Source organism: Nguyenibacter sp. L1, assembly GCF_035199985.1.
Classification (GTDB): Bacteria; Pseudomonadota; Alphaproteobacteria; order Acetobacterales; family Acetobacteraceae; genus Gluconacetobacter; species Gluconacetobacter vanlangensis.
This window is the reverse complement of sequence record NZ_CP127015.1, coordinates 1,448,961-1,468,769: the sequence shown is the minus strand read 5'-3', so window position 1 is coordinate 1,468,769 and position 19,809 is coordinate 1,448,961. Positions and strand designations below refer to the sequence as shown.

The following is a 19,809-nucleotide window of genomic DNA, read 5'->3' as shown; positions in this document are numbered from 1 at the left end:
CCGCTTGGGCATTCATCCCGCCCAACGGGTGAGAGCGCATATCTGGTCATCCAATTGTCGGGTTCGCTCTCGACCTCCTGCTTTCCGGTGACGCAACTTGCTGCGTCGACAATCGGGGTGGCTTGTCTGGCCGTTGCGGACCTTCTGGCGTTCTTGATGTTGGCGAGAGCGGTAAACGCCTCATATGCAAAGACGTAATGAACAATATCTATTCAATGATATCTGTCAGACGCGCTCCGTCGCACGATATCTTCTCGTTCCGCCCGTACCCCCTCCAGTCGCGCACGAACCTTCGCCACCACCGTCGGGGGCGCACCGTCCGGCGTCCCGGCATTGTATGGGGGAGCCGGGGCATATTCCAACTGCAACTGAACGGCCTGCGCGGCCTCATGTCCGAAAATTTCTCCCGCCAGCGTCAGCGCGAAATCGATCCCCGCAGTTACCCCGCCTCCCGTAATCAGGTTCCCGTCCCGCACGACCCGTTCACGAACGGCCTCGGCTCCATAGAGCGGCAGCAGATCCAGCGCATTCCAATGCGTCGTGGCGCGCCGCCCGCGCAGTAATCCCGCAGCACCCAGCAATAGCGCACCGGTGCAGACGGACGTGACATAGCGTGCCGTCCCAGCCTGTCGTCGCACGAAATCCAAGGCATCCCCGTCTTTCAGCAGCGGTGTAATTCCCACCCCGCCCGGCACGCACAGGACGTCATAGGCACCACACGTCTCAAATGTTGTCGTCGGCATCAGGGTCAGCCCGGTTGCGGTCGCCACCGGCTGCATGGTTCGTGCCACCAGATCGACTTGGCAATCCGGAAGCATGGCAAAAACTTCATAGGGTCCGGTCAGATCCAGTTGCTGTACCCGTGGAAACAGCATCAATCCAATACGCAGCGCCATGGTGATCATGTCTTTCTATGGTTGAATGAAATCACTCTACCGGTGCAGGATCTGGCGGCCATGCCAGATGATCCTCATTTTCCGCCAAACTTCCCTCGCCGTGTCGAGATCCTGGCCTTTCCGAACGTGCAACTGCTCGACGTCACCGGTCCGCTTCAGGTCTTTGGATCCGCGAATATCGCCGTCAGACATTCCGGCCGTGCGGCCGCTTTTTACGCCCCGGTCATGATCGCGGCGCAATCGGTCGTGACCAGTTCCTCCGGACTGGGGTTGGTGGCGCAACCGTTGCCGCCCATGACCCTGCCCGTCGACACGCTCCTGGTCGCAGGCGGGATCGGTGTGAATGAGGCCGCCGCCAACCCCATTCTGGTGAACTGGCTGCGCAATCGCGCACAAGCGGCCCGGCGCGTGGCCTCGATCTGCACGGGCGCCTTTCTATTGGCGGAGGCAGGATTGCTCGACAACAGGCGTGCCGTCACGCATTGGTCGCGCTGCGCCGAACTGGCCCAGCGCTTTCCCGCCATAAGCGTCGAGCCCGATCCGATTTTCATTCGGGACGGCACGATATGGACGTCGGCCGGCGTTACGGCCGGGATCGATCTAGCCCTGGCTCAGGTGGAATCCGACCTTGGACGCGATGTCGCGCTGGCGGTGGCACGAGATCTGGTCGTGTTTCTCAAACGTCCTGGCGGTCAGGCCCAGTTCAGCACGCTGCTCGCCCTGCAGATGGGCGGAGGCAGGTTCGATACTCTGCATAGCTGGATGGCGACGAATCTCGCCAGCGACCTGACATTATCACGCCTGGCTGAACAGGCAGGCATGAGCGAACGCAGTTTCAGCCGACACTATGTCCGGGCCACGGGCCGGACACCATTGCGGGCTGTCGAGGAATTGCGCGTGGAGGCTGCCTGTCGCCTGCTGGCCGAAACCGCCCTCCCCATCAAACGTATCGCCGAACGGTGCGGATTCGGTTCAGAGGAAACCCTTCGGCGTGGTTTTCTTCGTTGTCTGTCGACAACACCGGGCGATTACCGTGACCACTTTGGAGGGTGAAAGTCACCCTGCTCGCGAGAGCAGCCAGCTTGCTGCGGCACTGATCGGGACGTTTTCGTCGCGCCAGCGCTGGGCCGGTGCCGGCGACGGGACATGACCCGGCGATTGCGCCTTCCATGCACGCCCGGCCCGAACCGATCGCCCGCGCGGACCGGCTGGCCGGATCGAATCACACCTGTTCCCCGATCCCGGCCATCGCGGCGCAGCCGGGCCGGCGTCAGCCGCCCGCGCGCAGCGCGCGCGCGCCGATGTCGCGGCGCCAGACCGCATCCGGCCAGCGGATCCGCGCCACGCCGCCATAGGCACGCGCGCGGGCCTCTTGCAACGTCGCCCCCGTGGCGCACACGGTCAGGACACGGCCGCCGGCCGCGACCAGCCGGCCCGCATCGTCCCGCCGGGTGCCGGCATGGAAGACGGCGACGCCGGGCAGCGCCGCGGCGGCTTCGATATCCTCGATCACCCCGCCGGCGGCCGGCCGGCCGGGATAGCCGCGCGCGGCCAGCACGATGCTGATGGAATGCTCGTCCGAGAAGCGGATGTCGGCGGCATCCAGCGTGCCGTCAGCGACCGACGCCAGGGCCGGCAGCAGATCGGATTGCAGCCGGATCAGCAGCGCCTGGGCCTCGGGGTCGCCGAAGCGCACATTGTATTCGATCAGTTTCGGCCCGTCCTCGGTCAGCATCAGCCCGGCGAAGATCACGCCGCGAAAGGGCGTGCCGCGGCGGACCATCTCCGCCAGCATGGGGCGGACCAGCAGGTCCAGCGCCGCGTCCTGCGTCGCGCGGTCGAATCCGGCGGGCGGCGAGACCGCGCCCATGCCGCCGGTATTGGGGCCGGTATCGCCCTCGCCGATACGCTTGTGGTCCTGCGCCGCGCCGATCAGCACGGCGGTTTCCCCGGCGCAGAAGGCGAACAGCGACACCTCGTCGCCGGTCAGGCATTCCTCGATCACCACCGACCGGCCGGCCGCGCCCAGGGTCTCGTCCTCCATCATCGCGCGGACGGCGTCCTCGGCCTCGGCCACGCTCTGCGCCACCACCACGCCCTTGCCGGCCGCCAGGCCGTCGGCCTTGATCACGATCGGCGCGCCCCGGCGGCGGACGAACTCCAGCGCCGGCGCGATGGCGTCGAACCGTTCCCATTTCGCGGTCGGAATGCGCGCGGCGTCGCAGATTTCCTTGGTGAAGCTCTTGCTGCCCTCCAGCGCCGCGGCGGCCAGGCTGGGCCCGGCGCAGGGGATGCCGGCGGCGGCGCAGGCATCGGCCAGGCCCGCGACCAGCGGCGCCTCGGGGCCTGGTACGACCAGGTCGATCCGCTCGGCCCGGGCCAGGGCGACCAGGGCCGGCACGTCGTCGGCGGCGATCGCCACGTTGGTGCCCAGGGCGGCGGTGCCCGGGTTGCCGGGGGCGATGAACAGGGCGTCCAGCCTGGGCGAGCGCGCGATCGCCGCCGCCATGGCATGTTCCCGTCCGCCCGATCCGACCAGCAGAACCCGCATTCATTCGCTCCCAGTTTCGATCCACGCCCTTTCGGCCGGGCCGTCTCTATCATACCTTGGCCCGATGGACGAAACGCTTCGCGACCCAGGGCAGGGCCCCACACCCGGTAACGCGGGATCTGGTCATGCAGGACCGGGCAACGTGCCGGAATACACGGTCTCCGAAATCTCGGGGGCGATCCGCCGCACGCTCGAGGGCACGTTCGGCCGGGTGCGGGTGCGCGGCGAGATCACCGAATTCAAGCGCTACCCGTCAGGCCATCTCTATTTCTCGCTGAAGGACGAGGGCGGCAAGATCGCCGCCGTGGTCTGGCGCGGCTCGGTCGCGCGCCTGGGGCTGAAGCCCGAGAACGGCGTCGAGGTCGTGGCCACCGGCAAGATCTCGTCCTACGGCGAACGCTCGTCCTATCAACTGATCATCGACCGGCTGGATTACGCGGGCGAGGGCGCGCTGCTGGCGCGCATCGAGCGGCTGCGCCAGAAACTGGCGGCCGAGGGGCTGTTCGACGCCGAGCGCAAGCGGCCCCTGCCGTTCCTGCCGTCGGTGATCGGGGTCGTGACCTCGGCGCAGGGGGCGGTGCTGCACGACATCCGCACCACCATCGCCCGGCGCTTCCCGCTGCCGCTGCTGGTCTGGCCCGTGCCGGTACAGGGCGAGGGCGCGGCGGCCCGGATCGCCGCGGCGATCGCCGGGTTCGACGCGATCGACGGACAGGGACGGATCCCGCGGCCCGACGTGCTGATCGTCGCGCGGGGCGGCGGGTCGCTCGAGGACCTGATGGCCTTCAACGACGAAGACGTGCTGCGCGCGGCGGCCGCGTGCCGGATTCCGCTGATCTCCGCCGTGGGGCACGAAACCGATACCACCCTGATCGATTTCGTGTCCGACCGGCGGGCGCCGACGCCCACGGCGGCGGCCGAGTTGGCGGCGCCGGCCCGGGCGGAACTTGTCGCCGACCTGGCGCACCGGGGCGCGCGGCTGACCAGCGGGCTGGCGCGACTGACGCAGATGCTGCGCCTGCGCCTGGACCGCACGGCGGGCCGGCTGCCGGACCTGCCGTCGCTGCTGGGCACCGCGCGGATGCGGCTGGACGATCGCGGACACCGGCTGGGCCTGGCGCTGCCGGCCCTGGTCGAGCGACGACGGGCGGCGCTGCTGGCGGCCGGGCGGGCGCTGCCCGCGCCGGCGTTGCTGACCGGCCCGGCACGGGCGCGGCTGGACCTGCTGGCCAGCCGGCTGGAATCGGGCCTGCGCCACGCGCTGCGCGACGGACGGTCGCGGGCCGACCGGGCCCGGCTGTCGCCGGCGCCGCTGGCCGCCATGCTGCGCGAGCGGCGGGCCCACCTGACGGGCCTGGAGGGACGGCTCGAATCGCTGTCGCCGATGGCGGTGCTGCAACGCGGCTATGTGCTGGTGCGCGACCCGACCGGCACGCCCGTAACGCGCGCGGGCGAGGTACGGCCGGGCGGCCGCCTGGTCCTGACCTTCGCGGATGCCGAGGTGCCGGTCCGGGCCGAACGGCCGGCCAGGGACGGCCAGGGGACATTGGATATCTGATCGCGCGACGCCAGATCGGCAGAGGACACAAGAGGACACAAAGGATGCAGTCATGAACGCAGCGCCCCGGCCCATTCCCGTGCGCTCCCCCCTGCGCTTCCCCTTGCGCTTCTGGGCGCGGCTGTTCGGCGGAGCCGCGATGCTGGCGCTGGCCGGCTGCGCGGCGCAGCCTCAGCCCGTGGCCCGCTCCGCGCCCACAGCGACGCGCCGGCCACCGCTGCAATTCGCGCCCGGCGTCACCGGCGAGGAACCGCCCCCGGCGAACGCGGCGCAACTGGTCAACGACCCGTCTGCGCCGGCCGATACGCCCTTATGCGGCGCCGCGGCGCGCGAGGACATGGCAGTGGCGGCACGGATCAATCCCGCACCGCTGGCCTCCGGCAATAGCTGCGTGATGAGCGCCTGTTTCGAGCCGCTGACCGGCACCTATATCGGGGCGGACGGCAACCGGCACATCTGCCGCTAAAGCATAAGGCTTATGCACGGCGCATCGCACGGCCCGGCAGGTTGTGATTGACTTTGCGCGCCTCGCCGCAACATCGTTGGGGCATGACCGGCCGCACCCCTCTGGATGACGCCGACGACGGCACGGCGACCGTCCACCTCTTTCCCATGCGGCGGCTGCTGCCGCTGCGCGACGCCGCATCCCATCTGGGGATTCCGGCGCGCCGCCTGCGCGCCCTGGGCATGCTGAAAGCCGGGCCGCGCCCGACGCGACGGCTGGGGCGAACGCCGCTGTACCCGATCGACGATCTGGATCGCTATGTCGATGCGCTCTATGCCCGGGCCCGGATCTCGTCCGCCGAGCAGGCCCGCCAGCGCCAGGAATGGCAGGTGCGTGCCGCCGGCCCCATGCCGCTCGACGCGCGCGGCCGGCCCGTGCCGCCGGTCGATCCGTTCATGCGGATCGCGACCCTGGACGCTCTGGTCGAGGCAGGCGGCCCGCTGGCGCTCAAGACGCTGTTCGTCGCCGGTCTGGGGGTGATCTTCCTGTCGCATACCCCGCTGCTGTGGCGGCTGTAACGCGGGCGGAAGAAAAGAAAGTGTGGCGCCGGGAACATTTTGCATCACGCACCGACGCCACACAGACCTGTCTCGATCCGAATTATAGCGAAATTATGACGGACGCCATGACAGGCGCTCCACTCAGCACAGCTTACCCGCCGCGCAGGGCGGGGCCGACGGCCCCATCGGCGCCCTCATCGGTGCCCCCATCGGCGCTCGCATCAGCGGCTGCATCGATGGTTGCGGCGCCCCCATGCCCGGTGACGGCGGCGGGACGACCTGCGGCACATTGGGGGGCAGGTCCTGCGGATTCAGGGGCTGTGCCGGCGGGGCCGGCTGACCGGGATAATAGACCGGGCCGCGATAGTTCGGTGCCAGTTGCGCGGCGTTCAGCCGGTCGATCAGCGAATCCCCCGTGCCGTCCGGATAGGCCGAATGCGGAATGGCCACCTGCGCACCGCGCGGCGGCGCGGCCAAGGCGGGCATCACCCGCGTGGACATCACCAGGGCGGACATCGCCAGCACCACGCATGCGATCGCCAGGCCGGCATGCCGAGAGGATGGAACATGGTCGGTCATGGGAAAACCCTCGCCTGTTGTGGCTGACCCAGTATCGCATGGGAAGCTGCGGCGTTCACCGGTCGTGGACGGTTTTCCCTCCGGGCGGGGGCTGGTCATGCCCCGCCTGATCGGCTAGGCAACGAGGCATGTTTTTTCCGCACCGCGCCTGGGCCCGGCCCGCGCATAGGACCCGGACCGCGAGTATGACCGATCTTATCCGTGCCGCTGCCCGTGGCGTCGTTCCGACCTTCCGGCCGACCCTGTTCGGCCTGTGCGCCGTGCTGTGCGCCGGGGCCGCCCATGCCGCGCCGACCCGCCCGGCCGCCGCTGCCGCCCCCGCCGCTTCGGACGGCGAGGCCCCGGCCGGGGCGGCGCCCGTCCTGCCGGCGCCGGCCGTGCCGGTCTTCGGTCCGCTGCCCGCCGGCCCGCGGCCGCCGGCGCCGGTGATCGGCCTGTTCGACCCGGCCGAGATCATGCGCCAATCGGTCGCCGTGCAGCAGGTCGAGCAGGAGATGGCCGGCCGGCGCGACGCGCTGATCCACGACGTCCGCGCCGAGGAGACCGAGGTCCAGACCCTGCGCCAGCGCATGATGTCCGCGCCGCGCGACAAGGCCGAGGCCCAGCAGCGCGCGCTGCAGCAGCGCGTGGCGGCCGACCAGCGGAAATTCGGCAACCGCAACCGGATCCTGCAGGAAGACATCCAGATCGCGATGAACCAGGTACAGCGCGAGGTCGGGCAGGTCGTCGCCTCGGTGTCGAAATCGCGCGGCCTGACCCTGGTGATGCAGTCGGGCGGGGCGGTGCTGCACGGGCCGCAGGTGGACATCACCGACCAGGTGATCGCGCAGTTGAACACGATCCTGCCGCATGTCTACCTGCCGGCGGCGAACGAGGACCCGGAAGTGGTGGCCAAATCGGGCAAGTTCCCGACCGCGCCGGTCCAGATGAGCGACCCGGGCCAGCAGGGATAACATTCCCGCCCCGACGTCCCGGGGGGCATCCCGCGGCGCTACCCGGCGATGTGCTGGCCGGCGATGCGCTGGCCATGCCGGGTTTCGCCGGGCCGGCACAGCGCGGCGATCGCCGGAGCGACCGCGTCCGGGCGGGGCAGCGGGGCAAGGTCGGCGGCCGGCATGGCCTGGACCCTCAGCCGGGTGGCAACCGGACCCGGATCGTAGAGATTGACGCGCAGCGCGCTGCCCGGCGCGATTTCGTCGGCCCAGCTCAGGACCGCGGCCTCCATCGCCGCCTTCGACGCCGCCATCATGCCCCAGAAGCTGGCAGGGCGGACGGCATGGCCGTCGGTCAGGAAGACCGCCCGTCCGGCCGGGGCGCGGTCCAGCAGCGGCGCCGCCGTGCGGATCAGCCGCCAGGCGGCGGTGGCGTTGATCGCCAGGGCCGCCTCCCAATCCTCGGCGCGCATGTGGGTGACGGGGGTCAGCACCCCCAGCGTCGCGGCGCAATGCACCAGGATGTCCAGCCGGCCGAAGCGGGCGGCGATCGACGGACCCAGCGCGTCGATCGCCGCCCCCTCGCGCAGGTCCAGCGGCAGCAGGGTGGCGCTCCGCCCGGTGCGGCGGGCGATCAGGTCGTCGGTTTCCTCAAGCCCGCCCTGGCTGCGGGCGGTCAGGACGCAGTGCGCGCCGTCCTCGGCCAGGGCCAGGGCCGTGGCGCGGCCGATGCCGCGGCTGGCCCCGGTGACCAGCGCCACGCTGCCCTCGGGCAGGCATGGCGGCAGGCGTGCCGTCACGCGGCGCCGGGCAGCGTGGCCCCAGTCCCAGTCCCAGCCCCCGCTTCGGCCTCCTCCTGGTCCACCAGCCGGATCGGATAATCGCCGGTAAAGCACGCGTCGCAGTAACGGCCTTCGGCGGCCTTGCGGTCGGCATGGCCCAGCGCGCGATACAGCCCGTCGAACGAGATGAAGGCCAGGCTGTCGACGCCGATCAGTTCGGCCATTTCCTTCAGGTCGTGCTGCGCGGCCAGCAGCTTGCTGCGCTCGGGCGTATCGATGCCGTAGAAGCAGGAATGCGTGGTGGGAGGCGAGGAAATGCGCATATGCACCTCGCGCGCGCCGGCGGCGCGGACCATGTCGACGATCTTGCGCGAGGTCGTGCCGCGCACGATCGAATCGTCGACCAGCACCACGCGCTTGCCGTCCAGAACCGGCCGGTTGGTCGAGTGTTTCAGCTTGACGCCCAGATGGCGGATCTGGTCGGTCGGCTCGATGAAGGTGCGGCCGACATAATGGTTGCGGATGATGCCAAGCTCGAAGGGAATGCCGCTGGCCGCCGCATAGCCCATGGCCGAGGGCACGCCGGAATCCGGCACCGGGACGATGACGTCGGCCTCGACCGCGCTCTCGCGGGCCAGTTCCATGCCGATGCGCTTGCGGGCCTCATAGACCGGCTTGCCGTCCAGCACCGAGTCCGGACGGGCGAAATAGATATATTCGAACACGCAGAAACGCGGCTCCTGCGCGCCGAACGGCTTGACCGAGCGCACGCCGTCATTGTCGATGATGACGATCTCGCCCGGTTCGACGTCGCGGACGAATTCGGCGCCCACGATGTCCAGCGCGCAGGTCTCGCTGGCCAGCACCCATGACGGCGCGGCACCGTTGTCGCCGGCGATGCGGCCCAGGATCAGCGGGCGGACACCCAGCGGATCGCGCACGCCGATCAGCGCGTCGCGCGACAGCGCCACCAGCGAATAGGCGCCCAGCACCTGCTTCAGCGCGTCGATCAGCCGGTCCACCACGTTGGAATAAAGCGAGATCGCGATCAGGTGGATGAAGACCTCGCTGTCGGTGGTGGACTGGAAGATGCAGCCCCGGCGCACCAGCGCCCGGCGCAGCGCCTCGGCATTGGTCAGGTTCCCGTTATGGGCGACGGCCAGGCCGCCGAACTCGAAATCGGCGAAAAGCGGCTGCACGTTGCGGATCAAGGTGGCGCCGGTGGTGGCATAGCGGTTGTGCCCCACCGCGCGATGGCCGGGCAGCGTGGTCATCACCCGCGCGTCGCCGAACACGTCGCCGACCAGGCCCAGCCCCTTGTGCGTATGGAAGCGCGCGCCGTCATAGGACACGATGCCCGTCGCCTCCTGCCCGCGATGCTGCAGGGCATGCAGGCCCAGCGCGGTCAGGGCCGAGGCGTCGTTGACGTTCCAGACGCCGAAGACGCCGCATTCCTCATGCGGCTTGTCGTCATCATGCCAGGATTCGTATGCGGCATCGCCGGCGTCGTGCGTGGCGTCGTGCGCGGCGTCTTCCTGGGGCGGGTAACGGGTCGGCATGGTCGGCACTCTCTTTCCTCGACGGGCGCCCGGGGTGGCATCGGGGGCGGGGCGCGTGGTCGGCATATGGGCGCGGGCGAGATCCCAAACGGGTCCGGTCCGGGGCGTCATGACGCGTCCGCCCGTCCGACGCAAGCATCTTACGCAAGCTTCGGCTGCAGGAAGATGGGCAGGCAGCGCCGTAGAAGGAAGGCCCCCTGCTCGACCAGGGGGGTGACGCGCGCCATGTGCACCGGCGCGGGCCAGTCGGACGGCGCGCTCACCAGGCTGGCCAGCAGATAGGCCACGACCAGCAGCCCATAGCCGCGCAGCCCGCCGAACAGCAGCCCCAGCATGCTGTTCAGCCCGCCCAGCAGGGAGTCACGGACGATCCGGCCGCAGGCCTGCGCGACCAGGGTGAAGACGATCAGCAAGCCGATGAACGGCAGCGCGAAGCCCAGCGTATTGGCCAGCAGCGGATTGCCGAGATGCGGGGCCAGCACCCGTTCGACCGGCGCCGTCCAGCGCGCGGCCAGCAGCAGTGCCCCGGCCCAGGTGCCCAGGCCCAGCACCTCGCGCACCAGCCCCCGGCCATAGCCGAACAGGGCCGAGACGATCACCACCAGCCCGGCCGACAGATCGACCCATTCCGGGCCCGTCGGTGGCCAGTTCATCGGCGATCGCTCGTCGGGTTGCCGTGCGGCATCAGGCAGGAACGCTCCTCGGGCTGGGGGCCGGAAAGGATCGGCCCGACATGTGGCGCGGATGTGGCCGCTTATGCCAGCGCACGAGGACGGGGAAAAGAGCCCGGCCGGCATGTCGGCCGTACCGGAGGGCAAGGGGTAACGTGTCGGACCATGCAGGGGCGTCAGGCGGCCCCGGTCTCTTTCACCTCGCCCGATACCGGACGCGCGACAAGCGACAGGCTTGCCCGCTTTCGCAGCCAGCCGGAGACCGGCTGGTCGTAACAGGTCATCGCCAGGGCCGCGACGGCCACGCAGAGGCATGCCACCAGGGCGATCACGACAAGGTTCGACGTACTCCCGATGAGCAGCGCGACAAAGAACAGGATGGGCGTGTGGACGACGTAATTGGCATAGGACAGCCGGCCCAGCCACACATCGCCCGGTACCAGCCGGCGATCCCCCGCCGAGAGGCCCAGGATCAGCGCGGCCGGCGGCAGGGCGTAGAAAGTGGCCAGCCGCCAGGGAAGCGAGGAGAAGGGCGGAAAGACGATCAGCAGGATCGTCCCGACGGCCAGCACCGCAAAGGCGGGATGCCAGGGCATGCGCCCAAGAATCGCGCGGCTGAACCTGAAGATCACCAGCCCGGCGACGAAATCATAGCCCGTTCTCAGATACCCCCAGCCGGCGCCCGAACTCCCCCAGCCGATATTGAAGCCGCCGACGCGATGCGCGACGCCCCCCAGCGCAATCCCCAGGACGATGGCCAGGCAGACGAGCCACCGGGTCGAAGCCCCTGCCAGGAACCGGGCCCAGAACAAGGTGACCGCGGTCTGATACAACACGGTATAGAGGGGCGGATCCGAGACGACGGCATAGTCCGGAAAACCCGACGCCGACCAGAATTTCGGCAGAAGAAGAAGGTTCAGAACGCCGAACAGCACGACCTGGGCAGTAAATGCCGCCCCCGCATGAGGATGTCTCATGATCAGAACGACAGAGCCGACGGCCACGCCGAGTATCATCAGCGGCGCCAGGCGCAGAAGCCGATGCCGGGCATAGCCCCCGAATGTTGCCGTTCCCGAAACTATTTTCTGTTCATCCGCATTGCCTGCGACAAACCCGCTCAACAGAAAGAAAAAATCGACCAATACATGTGTATGATTAAGAAAATTATAATTCGTCAGATAAATAAAGCAATGATGCGTCATTATAAATATCGAGCATATAAATCGCATTGGCTCGATAAATCTGTAATATTGTTTTTTGTGAATTGACATCGTCCGAACCCGGTACCGGAATGGCTATGTCAGTATTAAAAACAATATGGTATTACTAAATTTTTAACATTCCGACACATAATGAGACTTGTCGTGATTGTGATTTCCACCCCGCGAAACGTTCTTGTTTTTCGTCAATTCGAACGCGGAATACGTCAAGGCGGCAGCATAACGGGCCGCGACGACATCAGGGCAGATCCGTTCAGACGGACCAGCAGGCCACTAAAATATTGATTCTGGTGTCCTTTCGATTTCAAAATTCGTTTGCGAATTTCGGAATCAGGACACTAGGGTCTGTGGGGATTTAACGTGAGTTGATGACACCTGCGGCGAGATATATCATCGCCTCGAAGCTCCGGTCGGTTTTGCAGGCTCGCATGGCGATGCGCTTGAACTCCTTGAGTTTGCAGAAGAAGTTCTCGATCAGGTGACGCCATTTGTATATCTCTTCGTCAATGGCGCGCGGGTTCTTGCGCTGTGACCGTTGTGAGATGACGACTTTCGCTCCTCGCTGGTCGAGTTCTTCGATGATCCAGTTGGCATCAAAGGCCTTGTCGCCCAGCAGGGCTTCGAAGTTGATGCCATCGATCAAAGGGGCGACGCCGATCGTGTCGTAGCGGTTCCCCGGTAGCAGTTTGAAGCGAACAAGGTTGCCCAAGGCATCGGTCAGGGCCAGGATCTTGGTCGTTATCCCGCCTTTGGAACGACCAATGGCCTGGCTCTGAGTCCCCCTTTTGCGCCTTGGCCGTGCCGGTGGACCTTGACGATAGTGGCATCAACCATGGCGTATTCCATGTCGGGGTCTCCCGACAAGGCATCAAAAATCCGCTTGAAAACATCGGCTTCGCGCCAATCACGAAACCGACGGAATGCCGTATTCCAGTTGCCGAATGTGGCAGGAAGGTCCCGCCATGGGCTGCCTGTTCGGACAATCCAAAGAACCGCCTCAATGAATAGCCGGTTGTCGCGGCCACTGCGTCCGGGATCAGACAGCTTACCCAGGCAATGCGGTTCTATCTTCGCCCATTGGGCATCGGTCAGTACTAAGCGATCCATCCAGAGGGTGAATCACATCTCCGCTAAAATGGGAATCCCAAATCCCCACAGACCCTAGGGCAGCTTGGTCGTGCGGATGCGCCAGGGGTGGGGGATGGCCCGGCCGGCCCGCCCGGTCCGGCCGCCGGGCGTGCGGTTCAGGCTGGCCAGCAATTCGCCGACCTGGGTGCGGCGGTCCAGTTCGGTCCAGACCGAGGCGGCAGGGATGTCGCAGGCGACCCAGATTTCCATCAGCCGTTTCAGCGTGTCGGCGCTTTCGCGGATCAGCGCGGCACGGTCGTCGGCCACCAGCGCCGCCACGCAATGCTCGGCATGCAGGCCGAAACTGCGCAGCAGGCGGCGCAGGCGCAGTTCGGCCAGCGGGTCGGGGGACGAAACGCCCCCCGCGTCGCCGGATGCCGCGGCGGACGGCCCGTCGGGGGACGCCGGATCCGACCCGGCCAGCCTGCGCCACAGCACATCCAGCGCCGCCCGGGCATCGCCTTGCACATCCCCATGGTCATCCCCAGGGGCATCCCCGGCGGCCGCGTTCCGGCGGGACGCGTCATGCGGATCGGGCGGGGCAGGCGGCAGGCGGGGCATGGCGGCATGATGGCGGCGGCGGCCACCGCCGGTCAATCTCCCGTTCCCGGCCCGCCGGGCATTTCCGGCGATTTCGTTTCAGATCGAGAAATATTTCGCCTGCCGGTTCAGCACCACCAGCGCCGAGGTCGATTGTTCCGGATGCAGTTGGTAGCCGTCGGTCAGCGACACGCCGATTCGCCCGGCATCCAGCAGCGTCAGGATCGGCTCCTGGTCCTCCAGGCGCGGGCAGGCCGGATAGCCGAACGAATAGCGCGAGCCGCGATAGCCCTGCTGCAGCAATTTCGCCATGTCGCGGTCGTCCTCGGCGGCGAAGCCCAGCTCGGCGCGGATGCGCTTGTGGGTATATTCGGCCATCGCCTCGGCCATTTCGACCGACAGCCCGTGCAGGTACAGGTAATCCTTATAGCGGTTGGCCTCGAACCATTCGCGCGCCATGTCCGACGCGGTCTGGCCGACGGTCACGACCTGCAGCCCGATCACGTCGCGCCGCGCGTCATCGACGTCGCGGACGAAATCGGCGATGCACGCGCCGTCCTCGCGCGGCTGGCGCGGCAGGGTGAAGCGCGCGGCCTCGGTGGCGCCGTCCTCTTCGAACAGGATCAGGTCATTGCCCTCGCCGGCGGCCTTCCAGTAGCCATAGCAGGCCTGCGGCCGCAGGATATCCTGCTCGGCCGCCAGCGCCAGCATGCGGCGCAGCACGGGGCGCAGTTCCTGCCGGGCCCAGACCATGAAATCGTCCAGCGAGCGGCCCTGTTTCCTGAAGCCCCACTGGAACTGGTACAGCGAGCGCTCATTCAGAAAGGGCAGCACCGCATCCGGCGTGGCTTCGATGACCCTGGCCCCCCAGAAGGGCGGCACGACAGCCGGCTCGTCCTGGGTCAGGCGCCGGCGCCGCGCGCGCGCGGCGGCCGGATCGACCGGGGCGAATCCGCGCGTCTCCGCTTGTTCCATGTCGCGCGGGCGCGACCGGGTGGCCTTGCCGGCGCGGCGGGCGCGCACCGCGGCCAGGTAATTGTCGAATTCGCCCTGCGTCACCTGGTCCATCAGCGACAGCCCGTCGAACGCGTCGCGGGCATAGGCCACGCGGCCGTCGGCGCCGTACGCGGCGGCGCAGTCTTCCTCGACGTAATTGCGGGTCAGGGCCGCGCCGCCCAGCAGGACCGGCACGTCCAGCCCCTGGCGGGCCATCTCTTCCAGGTTCTCGCGCATGATGACGGTGGATTTCACCAGCAGGCCGGACATGCCCACCACATCCGCCCGATGGTCGCGGGCGGCGGCGATCATCTCGGCCACCGGCACCTTGATGCCCAGATTGACGACGCGATAGCCGTTGTTGGTCAGGATGATGTCGACCAGGTTCTTGCCGATGTCATGCACGTCGCCCTTGACGGTCGCCAGCACGATGGTGCCGCGGGCCTGGCCGTCGACGCGCTCCATGTGCGGTTCCAGATGCGCGACGGCGGCCTTCATGGTCTCGGCCGATTGCAGCACGAAGGGCAGTTGCATCTTGCCGGCGCCGAACAGCTCGCCCACCACCTTCATCCCGTCCAGCAGGATGGTGTTGATGATGTCCAGCGGCGGAATGCTCCGCATCGCCTCGTCCAGGTCGGCTTCCAGCCCCTTGCGGTCGCCGTCGACGATGCGGTCCTTCAGCCGCCCCTCGACCGTCTCGGCGCGGGTCTTCCGCGCGGCATCGCTGGCCTTGCGGTCGGCGAACAGTTCCAGCAGGCGCTGCAGCGGGTCATAGCCCTCGCTGCGGCGGTCGAAGATCAGGTCCTCGGCCACCCGCACCTCTTCCTCGGGGATCAGGTGCAGCGGACGGATCTTGGACACATGGACGATCGCCGCCGTCATGCCGGCACGCACCGCATGGTCCAGGAAGACCGAGTTCAGCACCGCCCGCGCCGCCGGGTTCAGGCCGAACGAGATGTTCGACAGCCCCAGCACGATCTGGATGTCCGGGAAACGCTCGCGGATCAGGCGGATGCCCTCCAGCGTCCACAACCCCAGCTTGCGATCGTCCTCGACCCCCGTGCCGATGGTAAAGGTCAGCGGGTCGATCATCAGGTCGGATTGCGGCAGCCCATGGCGGTCGCAGGCGAATGCGACCAGCCGGGTGGCGATGCGCAGCTTGTCCTCGGCGGTCTTGGCCATGCCGACTTCGTCGATCGTCAGCGCCACCACGGCGGCGCCGAACTTGCGCGCCAGCACCATGCGGTCATGGGCGTGCTGCTCGCCATCCTCGAAATTGATCGAATTGATGATCGCCTTGCCGCCATACAGCTTCAGCGCCGCCTCGATCACCGGGGTCTCGGTGGAATCGATCACCAGCGGCGCGTTGACCGAACCGGTGAAGCGAGTGACCACCGCGTTCATCTCGGCCATCTCGTCGCGGCCGACGAAGGCGGTGCAGACATCCAGCGCGTTCGAACCCTCGGCCACCTGCTCGCGGCCCACGGCGACGCAGCCGTCCCAGTCCGCCTCTTCCTGCAGGCTGCGCCATTTCTTCGAACCGTTGGCATTGCAGCGCTCGCCGATCGAGAAATAGCTGTTTTCCTGGCGCAGCGGCACCTGGGTGTAGAGGCTGGCGACCGACGGAACCCACACCGGGCGGCGCGCGACGGGGGCCGGGCGGCGGCGGCCCGTGCCCCCGGCGCGGCGGCGCAGCATCGCGTCCAGCGCCGCGATATGCGGGGTCGAGGTGCCGCAGCAGCCGCCCACCAGGTTCAGCCCGTCCTCGGCGATGAAGCGCTCGACCCAGACGGCCATGTCGGCCGGCGACAGCGGATAATGGGTCTGCCCGTCCACCAGTTCGGGCAGGCCGGCATTGGGCTGGATCGAGACCAGGCCCGGCCAGTTGCCGGCCAGCCAGCGCACATGCTCGGCCATCTCCTGCGGGCCGGTGGCGCAGTTCAGCCCCATCAGCGGCACGTCCAGCGCATGGATCGCGGTGGCGGCGGCGGCGATGTCTGGGCCGACCAGCAGGGTGCCGGTGGTCTCCACCGTGACCTGCACGAAGACCGGCGTGTCGGTCCCCAGCTCGGCCCGGGCAATCTTCGCGCCGTTCACCGCGGCCTTGATCTGCAGCGTGTCCTGGCAGGTCTCGATCAGCAGCGCGTCGACCCCGCCCTCGATCAGGCCGCGGCACTGCTCGGCCAGCCCGGCTTCCAGCGTGTCGTAATCGATATTGCCCAGCGACGGCAGCTTGGTCCCCGGCCCCACCGAGCCCACGACATAGCGATGGCGCCCGTCGGCGAAGCTCTCGGCCGCCTCGCGCGCCAGATGGGCGGCAATGCGGTTGATCTCGCGCGCCCGGTCCGACAGGCCGAACTCGCCCAGCGTGATGGGCGAGCCACCGAACGAATTGGTCTCGACCATGTCCGCCCCGGCCTCGAAATAGCCGCGATGGATCTCGCGCACCAGTTCGGGGCGCGACAGGTTCAGGATCTCGGTGCAGTTCTCCTGGCCCCAATAGTCGCGCTCGACATCCAGGTCCAGCACCTGCACGCGCGACCCCATGCCGCCGTCACACAGCAAGACCTGGTCGCGAAGCGCGTCGAGAAGATGGGGGCGGCTGGTCATGGCGGTTCTGGCGTCCGGCTTGTATTGGGCGGGTGGGGGGCTGTTATTCATGCAGGCACGATGCATGTCCAGCATTCCATACCGATATGGGGTGCCGGGCCACGCGGCACAGGGCGGCACAGGACGGATGAAGGAGCGGGAAATGGGCGCGGATAGGGACGCGGACAGGGGCGCGGACAGGGGCGCGGATACGGGACGCATCAGGCTGGACCTGCTGGACGAGGCCGAATTCGCCGCGATGGCGCCGGACCCGGCTGCCATCGTGCTGGCCTGCGGCACGCCGGCCGAGAAAGCCGGCGGCCAGGAAGAAGGCTGGGAAGACGGCTGGCTGGATATCGTGCCCCTGCCGGCGCCGGGCCCCTTCGCATCCGGCGCGCACGGCGCGGGCTGCGCCTGCTGCCTGCCGGGCGGGGGGCTGTCGGCCGCGCTGGCGGACCTGTTCCGCGCGCGGGTGACGGGGCAGAGCCGGTGGTTCGACCGGGTGGTGGCGGTGGTGCCGGCAGCCTTGCGTGAGGGAATGCGGCAGGAACTCACGGAAAACCGGATCGTCGCCGCGCGCTTTCGCCCCGATTGGGTCTGATGGATGGATCTGATGGATTGGATCTGATGGGCTGGGTCTGACATGCAGGAATCCGGCACGCGGGCAGTCGCGGTCTCGCTCGCCCTCTTCGGCGCGGCCGCGCTGTGCGAGATCGGCGGATGCTATGCCTGGTGGTGCTGGCGGCGCGAAGGGGCGGGGGCCTGGGTGCTGCTGCCGGGCATGGCCTGCCTGGCGCTGTTCGGCTGGCTGCTGACCCTGGCGGACAGCGACGCGGCGGGACGGGCCTTCGCCGCCTATGGCGGGATCTATATCGTGGCCGCGCTGGCCTGGCTGCGCCTGGCCGAGGGACGACCCGTCACGGCGCGCGACCTGGCCGGGGCGGCTTTGTGCCTGGCCGGCGCCGCCCTCATCCTGTCCGCCGGCCGCGCGGCGGGGCGATAAGGACGAAACAGCGATAGAAAACGAATTGAAGCCGGATGAAATGAAGTCGGGCTGCTATGATGGCAAATGGCAACGGCAGGCGGAGAAACGGCAGATGAAACCTTCAGTCGCCCTGACGACGCATCGCGCGCATATCCTGGCGCTGACCGCGGCGCACCGTCTGAGCAATCCCCGCATTTTTGGCTCCGTGCTGCGCGGAGAGGATCGCGAGGGCAGTGATCTCGATCTTCTGGTCGATGCGCCGGCCGGCACGACGCTGTTCGACCTGGGGGCATTGCAAAGCGATCTCGAGGACCTGCTGGGGATCCGGATCGACGTGCTGACGGCCGGCGACCTGCCCGCCCGCTTTCGTGACCGCGTGCTGGCGGAAGCCCACCCGGTATGAACGACGCACGCCTCGCGGATTATCTCGATCACATGCGCATCGCGGCCGTCGACGCCTGCAGCTTCGTCGAAGGCTTGGCGCAGGACGATTTTCTGGCGGACCGCCGGACTCAGCAGGCAGTTGTCATGAGCCTGATCATTCTAGGCGAAGCCGCGACCAAGATCATGACACGCTATCCTGCGTTCGTGGAGGCGCATCCGGACTTGCCGTGGCGGGCCATGCGCGGAATGCGCAACCGGATCGCGCATGGCTATTTCGAGATCAATTTCGTCGTCGTGTGGGATACTGTGGGGCAAGCTCTGCCCACGCTGATCGCGCAACTCAATGCGCTTGATCGATCGACGCGCGCTTCCGCTGCGCCTTCGAGTGGGACGTGATCGCCTGCGTCAACAGCCGGGCGCCGCCCGGACCAGGCAGGGCATGATGCCCTGCACCCCAAGACCTAAAATACGGGTTCCAAGGGCCGGAGCCTCTGGCGGGGCCGCGTTCCCCGAATCCGAAATCCAATGGCCGCCGGATCCGGGAAACTGCCTGAAAGGCTCTTTCGGCGCGCTGTCCCCGCGCCCTACTTCTGGGCCGCGGCGATCGCGGCGGTGATCACCTCGCCGGCTTCCTCGCGCCCGGCCCAGCCAGCCACCTTGACCCACTTGCCCTTCTCCAGGTCCTTGTAGCGGGTGAAGAAATGCTCGATCGCCTGGATGGTGATCTCGGGCAGGTCGGCGATCTTCTCGACCGTGGCATAGTGCGGGTGCACCTTGTCATGCGGCACGCAGACGATCTTCTCGTCCTGGCCGCTTTCGTCCTCCATGCGCAGCATGCCGATCGGCCGCGCGCGGATCACCGCGCCGGGCACCACCGGGGCCGGGATCAGCACCAGCGCGTCGGCCGGGTCGCCGTCGGCGGCCAGCGTGCCGGGGATGAAGCCATATGCCGCCGGATAGGCCATGGGCGTGAAGAGAACGCGGTCGACCACGATGGCGCCGCTCTCCTTGTCGATCTCGTATTTGACCGACGAGCCCTGGGGGATCTCGATGACGACGTTGATGTCGAACGGCACGTCCTTGCCGGGCGACAGTTTCGATACGTCCATGGCGGTGTTCCTTTTCACGGCATGGGAAGACGTCGCCGACCCTATCGGGGCGCGCGGGCCTTGCCAAGCACGGGCCGAATTGCGCCGGCGCGGGACGAATTCGCGGCCGCCCGGCACGCCGGACCTTGCCAAACCGCCGCACATGCGCGAAGTCAGGACCGGCCTGCGCGCCCGTAGCTCAATTGGTCAGAGCGGGCCGCTCATAACGGCTTGGTTGCGGGTTCAAGTCCTGCCGGGCGCAGGCCGTCGCACGGCCCGCCCCCCGGTTCGGGGGCGCGGTCCGCACGACCCTCTTCACCTTGTTCGGATATCGGGAGCCTTCGTC

At 67.9% G+C, this 19,809-nt stretch carries 19 protein-coding genes, 1 tRNA gene and 1 pseudogene; 10 read left to right on the top strand and 11 right to left on the bottom strand.

What is annotated here, in order from left to right; all coding sequences use genetic code 11:
* Positions 1–212 precede the first annotated feature (212 nt).
* Positions 213–905, bottom strand: coding sequence for a DJ-1/PfpI family protein (locus tag QN315_RS06680; RefSeq protein ID WP_323992328.1), 693 nt, complete (start codon positions 903–905; stop codon positions 213–215).
* Between the two features lie 12 nt (positions 906–917).
* Here QN315_RS06680 and QN315_RS06675 point away from each other — a divergent pair, with 12 nt between their 5' ends.
* A complete protein-coding gene (locus QN315_RS06675) occupies positions 918–1,949 on the top strand; it encodes a GlxA family transcriptional regulator (RefSeq protein WP_323992325.1) in 1,032 nt (343 codons plus the stop codon).
* A gap of 217 nt (positions 1,950–2,166) precedes the next feature.
* Here QN315_RS06675 and purD read toward each other — a convergent pair whose 3' ends face one another.
* Complete coding sequence (gene purD, locus QN315_RS06670; RefSeq protein ID WP_323992322.1) at positions 2,167–3,447, bottom strand: phosphoribosylamine--glycine ligase; 1,281 nt, start codon at positions 3,445–3,447, stop codon at positions 2,167–2,169.
* 64 nt (positions 3,448–3,511) lie between these two features.
* Here purD and xseA point away from each other — a divergent pair, with 64 nt between their 5' ends.
* The 3 genes from xseA to QN315_RS06655 all read left to right on the top strand — a co-directional run bounded on the left by xseA (position 3,512) and on the right by QN315_RS06655 (position 6,028).
* A complete protein-coding gene (gene xseA, locus QN315_RS06665; RefSeq protein ID WP_408904595.1) occupies positions 3,512–5,005 on the top strand; it encodes an exodeoxyribonuclease VII large subunit in 1,494 nt (497 codons plus the stop codon).
* Between the two features lie 139 nt (positions 5,006–5,144).
* Positions 5,145–5,471 carry a hypothetical protein gene (locus QN315_RS06660; RefSeq protein ID WP_408904619.1) on the top strand — a complete coding sequence of 109 codons (327 nt, stop codon included), beginning with the start codon at positions 5,145–5,147 and terminating at the stop codon, positions 5,469–5,471.
* Positions 5,472–5,554: 83 nt separating this feature from the next.
* Positions 5,555–6,028, top strand: a complete 474-nt coding sequence (locus tag QN315_RS06655) for a DNA-binding protein (RefSeq protein WP_323992316.1) — start codon at positions 5,555–5,557, stop codon at positions 6,026–6,028.
* A gap of 123 nt (positions 6,029–6,151) precedes the next feature.
* Here QN315_RS06655 and QN315_RS06650 read toward each other — a convergent pair whose 3' ends face one another.
* The gene (locus QN315_RS06650; protein WP_323992314.1) at positions 6,152–6,589 is read right to left on the bottom strand and encodes a hypothetical protein; all 438 of its coding nucleotides are present in this window, start codon (positions 6,587–6,589) and stop codon (positions 6,152–6,154) included.
* 185 nt (positions 6,590–6,774) lie between these two features.
* Between QN315_RS06650 and QN315_RS06645 the strand changes: the two genes are divergently transcribed.
* Entirely contained in the window at positions 6,775–7,542 is a 768-nt protein-coding gene (locus tag QN315_RS06645) for an OmpH family outer membrane protein (RefSeq protein ID WP_323992312.1), read from the top strand.
* 38 nt (positions 7,543–7,580) lie between these two features.
* Here the strand turns inward: QN315_RS06645 and QN315_RS06640 are convergent, their stop codons facing one another.
* From QN315_RS06640 to metH, 7 genes and pseudogenes are all read right to left on the bottom strand, one after another.
* Positions 7,581–8,321, bottom strand: coding sequence for an SDR family NAD(P)-dependent oxidoreductase (locus QN315_RS06640; protein WP_323992309.1), 741 nt, complete (start codon positions 8,319–8,321; stop codon positions 7,581–7,583).
* A complete protein-coding gene (purF, locus tag QN315_RS06635; RefSeq protein ID WP_323992307.1) occupies positions 8,318–9,862 on the bottom strand; it encodes an amidophosphoribosyltransferase in 1,545 nt (514 codons plus the stop codon). Before purF ends, QN315_RS06640 begins: the two co-directional genes overlap by 4 nt.
* Before the next feature lie 140 nt (positions 9,863–10,002).
* Positions 10,003–10,515, bottom strand: a complete 513-nt coding sequence (locus QN315_RS06630) for a CvpA family protein (protein WP_323992305.1) — start codon at positions 10,513–10,515, stop codon at positions 10,003–10,005.
* Between the two features lie 194 nt (positions 10,516–10,709).
* The gene (locus QN315_RS06625; protein WP_408904618.1) at positions 10,710–11,762 is read right to left on the bottom strand and encodes an acyltransferase family protein; all 1,053 of its coding nucleotides are present in this window, start codon (positions 11,760–11,762) and stop codon (positions 10,710–10,712) included.
* A 346-nt stretch (positions 11,763–12,108) separates the two neighbouring features.
* Positions 12,109–12,860 (bottom strand): annotated as a pseudogene (locus QN315_RS06620) (IS5 family transposase).
* A 54-nt stretch (positions 12,861–12,914) separates the two neighbouring features.
* Positions 12,915–13,478: a hypothetical protein gene (locus QN315_RS06615; RefSeq protein ID WP_323992299.1), complete on the bottom strand. Its 564-nt coding sequence runs from the start codon at positions 13,476–13,478 to the stop codon at positions 12,915–12,917.
* Positions 13,479–13,520: 42 nt separating this feature from the next.
* Complete coding sequence (gene metH / locus QN315_RS06610; protein ID WP_323992297.1) at positions 13,521–17,027, bottom strand: methionine synthase; 3,507 nt, start codon at positions 17,025–17,027, stop codon at positions 13,521–13,523.
* 64 nt (positions 17,028–17,091) lie between these two features.
* Here metH and QN315_RS06605 point away from each other — a divergent pair, with 64 nt between their 5' ends.
* From QN315_RS06605 to QN315_RS06590, 4 genes are all read left to right on the top strand, one after another.
* Positions 17,092–17,607: a hypothetical protein gene (locus tag QN315_RS06605; RefSeq protein ID WP_323992295.1), complete on the top strand. Its 516-nt coding sequence runs from the start codon at positions 17,092–17,094 to the stop codon at positions 17,605–17,607.
* Between the two features lie 42 nt (positions 17,608–17,649).
* Positions 17,650–18,009: a YnfA family protein gene (locus tag QN315_RS06600; RefSeq protein ID WP_323992292.1), complete on the top strand. Its 360-nt coding sequence runs from the start codon at positions 17,650–17,652 to the stop codon at positions 18,007–18,009.
* A gap of 94 nt (positions 18,010–18,103) precedes the next feature.
* Positions 18,104–18,394: a nucleotidyltransferase family protein gene (locus QN315_RS06595; RefSeq protein WP_323992290.1), complete on the top strand. Its 291-nt coding sequence runs from the start codon at positions 18,104–18,106 to the stop codon at positions 18,392–18,394.
* The gene (locus QN315_RS06590) at positions 18,391–18,771 is read left to right on the top strand and encodes a DUF86 domain-containing protein (protein WP_323992287.1); all 381 of its coding nucleotides are present in this window, start codon (positions 18,391–18,393) and stop codon (positions 18,769–18,771) included. The genes QN315_RS06595 and QN315_RS06590 overlap by 4 nt, the downstream gene beginning before the upstream one ends.
* A gap of 188 nt (positions 18,772–18,959) precedes the next feature.
* On the opposite strand, the gene ppa is transcribed toward QN315_RS06590, so the two are convergent.
* Entirely contained in the window at positions 18,960–19,484 is a 525-nt protein-coding gene (ppa, locus tag QN315_RS06585; protein ID WP_323992284.1) for an inorganic diphosphatase, read from the bottom strand.
* A 167-nt stretch (positions 19,485–19,651) separates the two neighbouring features.
* On the opposite strand from ppa, the gene QN315_RS06580 reads away from it, so the two are divergent.
* Positions 19,652–19,725: transfer RNA gene (locus QN315_RS06580), tRNA-Ile, on the top strand.
* Positions 19,726–19,809: the final 84 nt, after the last annotated feature.

Excerpts from the sequence above, each read along its gene's own strand:
- QN315_RS06680 (WP_323992328.1), bottom strand. The coding sequence starts at position 905 with ATGATCACCATGGCGCTGCGTATTGGATTGATGCTGTTTCCACGGGTA.
- purD (WP_323992322.1), bottom strand. The coding sequence starts at position 3,447 with ATGCGGGTTCTGCTGGTCGGATCGGGCGGACGGGAACATGCCATGGCG.
- xseA (WP_408904595.1), top strand. The coding sequence starts at position 3,512 with ATGGACGAAACGCTTCGCGACCCAGGGCAGGGCCCCACACCCGGTAAC.
- QN315_RS06660 (WP_408904619.1), top strand. The coding sequence starts at position 5,145 with ATGCTGGCGCTGGCCGGCTGCGCGGCGCAGCCTCAGCCCGTGGCCCGC.
- QN315_RS06655 (WP_323992316.1), top strand. The coding sequence starts at position 5,555 with ATGACCGGCCGCACCCCTCTGGATGACGCCGACGACGGCACGGCGACC.
- QN315_RS06650 (WP_323992314.1), bottom strand. The coding sequence starts at position 6,589 with ATGACCGACCATGTTCCATCCTCTCGGCATGCCGGCCTGGCGATCGCA.
- QN315_RS06645 (WP_323992312.1), top strand. The coding sequence starts at position 6,775 with ATGACCGATCTTATCCGTGCCGCTGCCCGTGGCGTCGTTCCGACCTTC.
- purF (WP_323992307.1), bottom strand. The coding sequence starts at position 9,862 with ATGCCGACCCGTTACCCGCCCCAGGAAGACGCCGCGCACGACGCCACG.
- QN315_RS06630 (WP_323992305.1), bottom strand. The coding sequence starts at position 10,515 with ATGAACTGGCCACCGACGGGCCCGGAATGGGTCGATCTGTCGGCCGGG.
- QN315_RS06625 (WP_408904618.1), bottom strand. The coding sequence starts at position 11,762 with ATGCGATTTATATGCTCGATATTTATAATGACGCATCATTGCTTTATT.
- metH (WP_323992297.1), bottom strand. The coding sequence starts at position 17,027 with ATGACCAGCCGCCCCCATCTTCTCGACGCGCTTCGCGACCAGGTCTTG.
- QN315_RS06605 (WP_323992295.1), top strand. The coding sequence starts at position 17,092 with ATGTCCAGCATTCCATACCGATATGGGGTGCCGGGCCACGCGGCACAG.
- QN315_RS06600 (WP_323992292.1), top strand. The coding sequence starts at position 17,650 with ATGCAGGAATCCGGCACGCGGGCAGTCGCGGTCTCGCTCGCCCTCTTC.
- QN315_RS06595 (WP_323992290.1), top strand. The coding sequence starts at position 18,104 with ATGAAACCTTCAGTCGCCCTGACGACGCATCGCGCGCATATCCTGGCG.
- QN315_RS06590 (WP_323992287.1), top strand. The coding sequence starts at position 18,391 with ATGAACGACGCACGCCTCGCGGATTATCTCGATCACATGCGCATCGCG.
- ppa (WP_323992284.1), bottom strand. The coding sequence starts at position 19,484 with ATGGACGTATCGAAACTGTCGCCCGGCAAGGACGTGCCGTTCGACATC.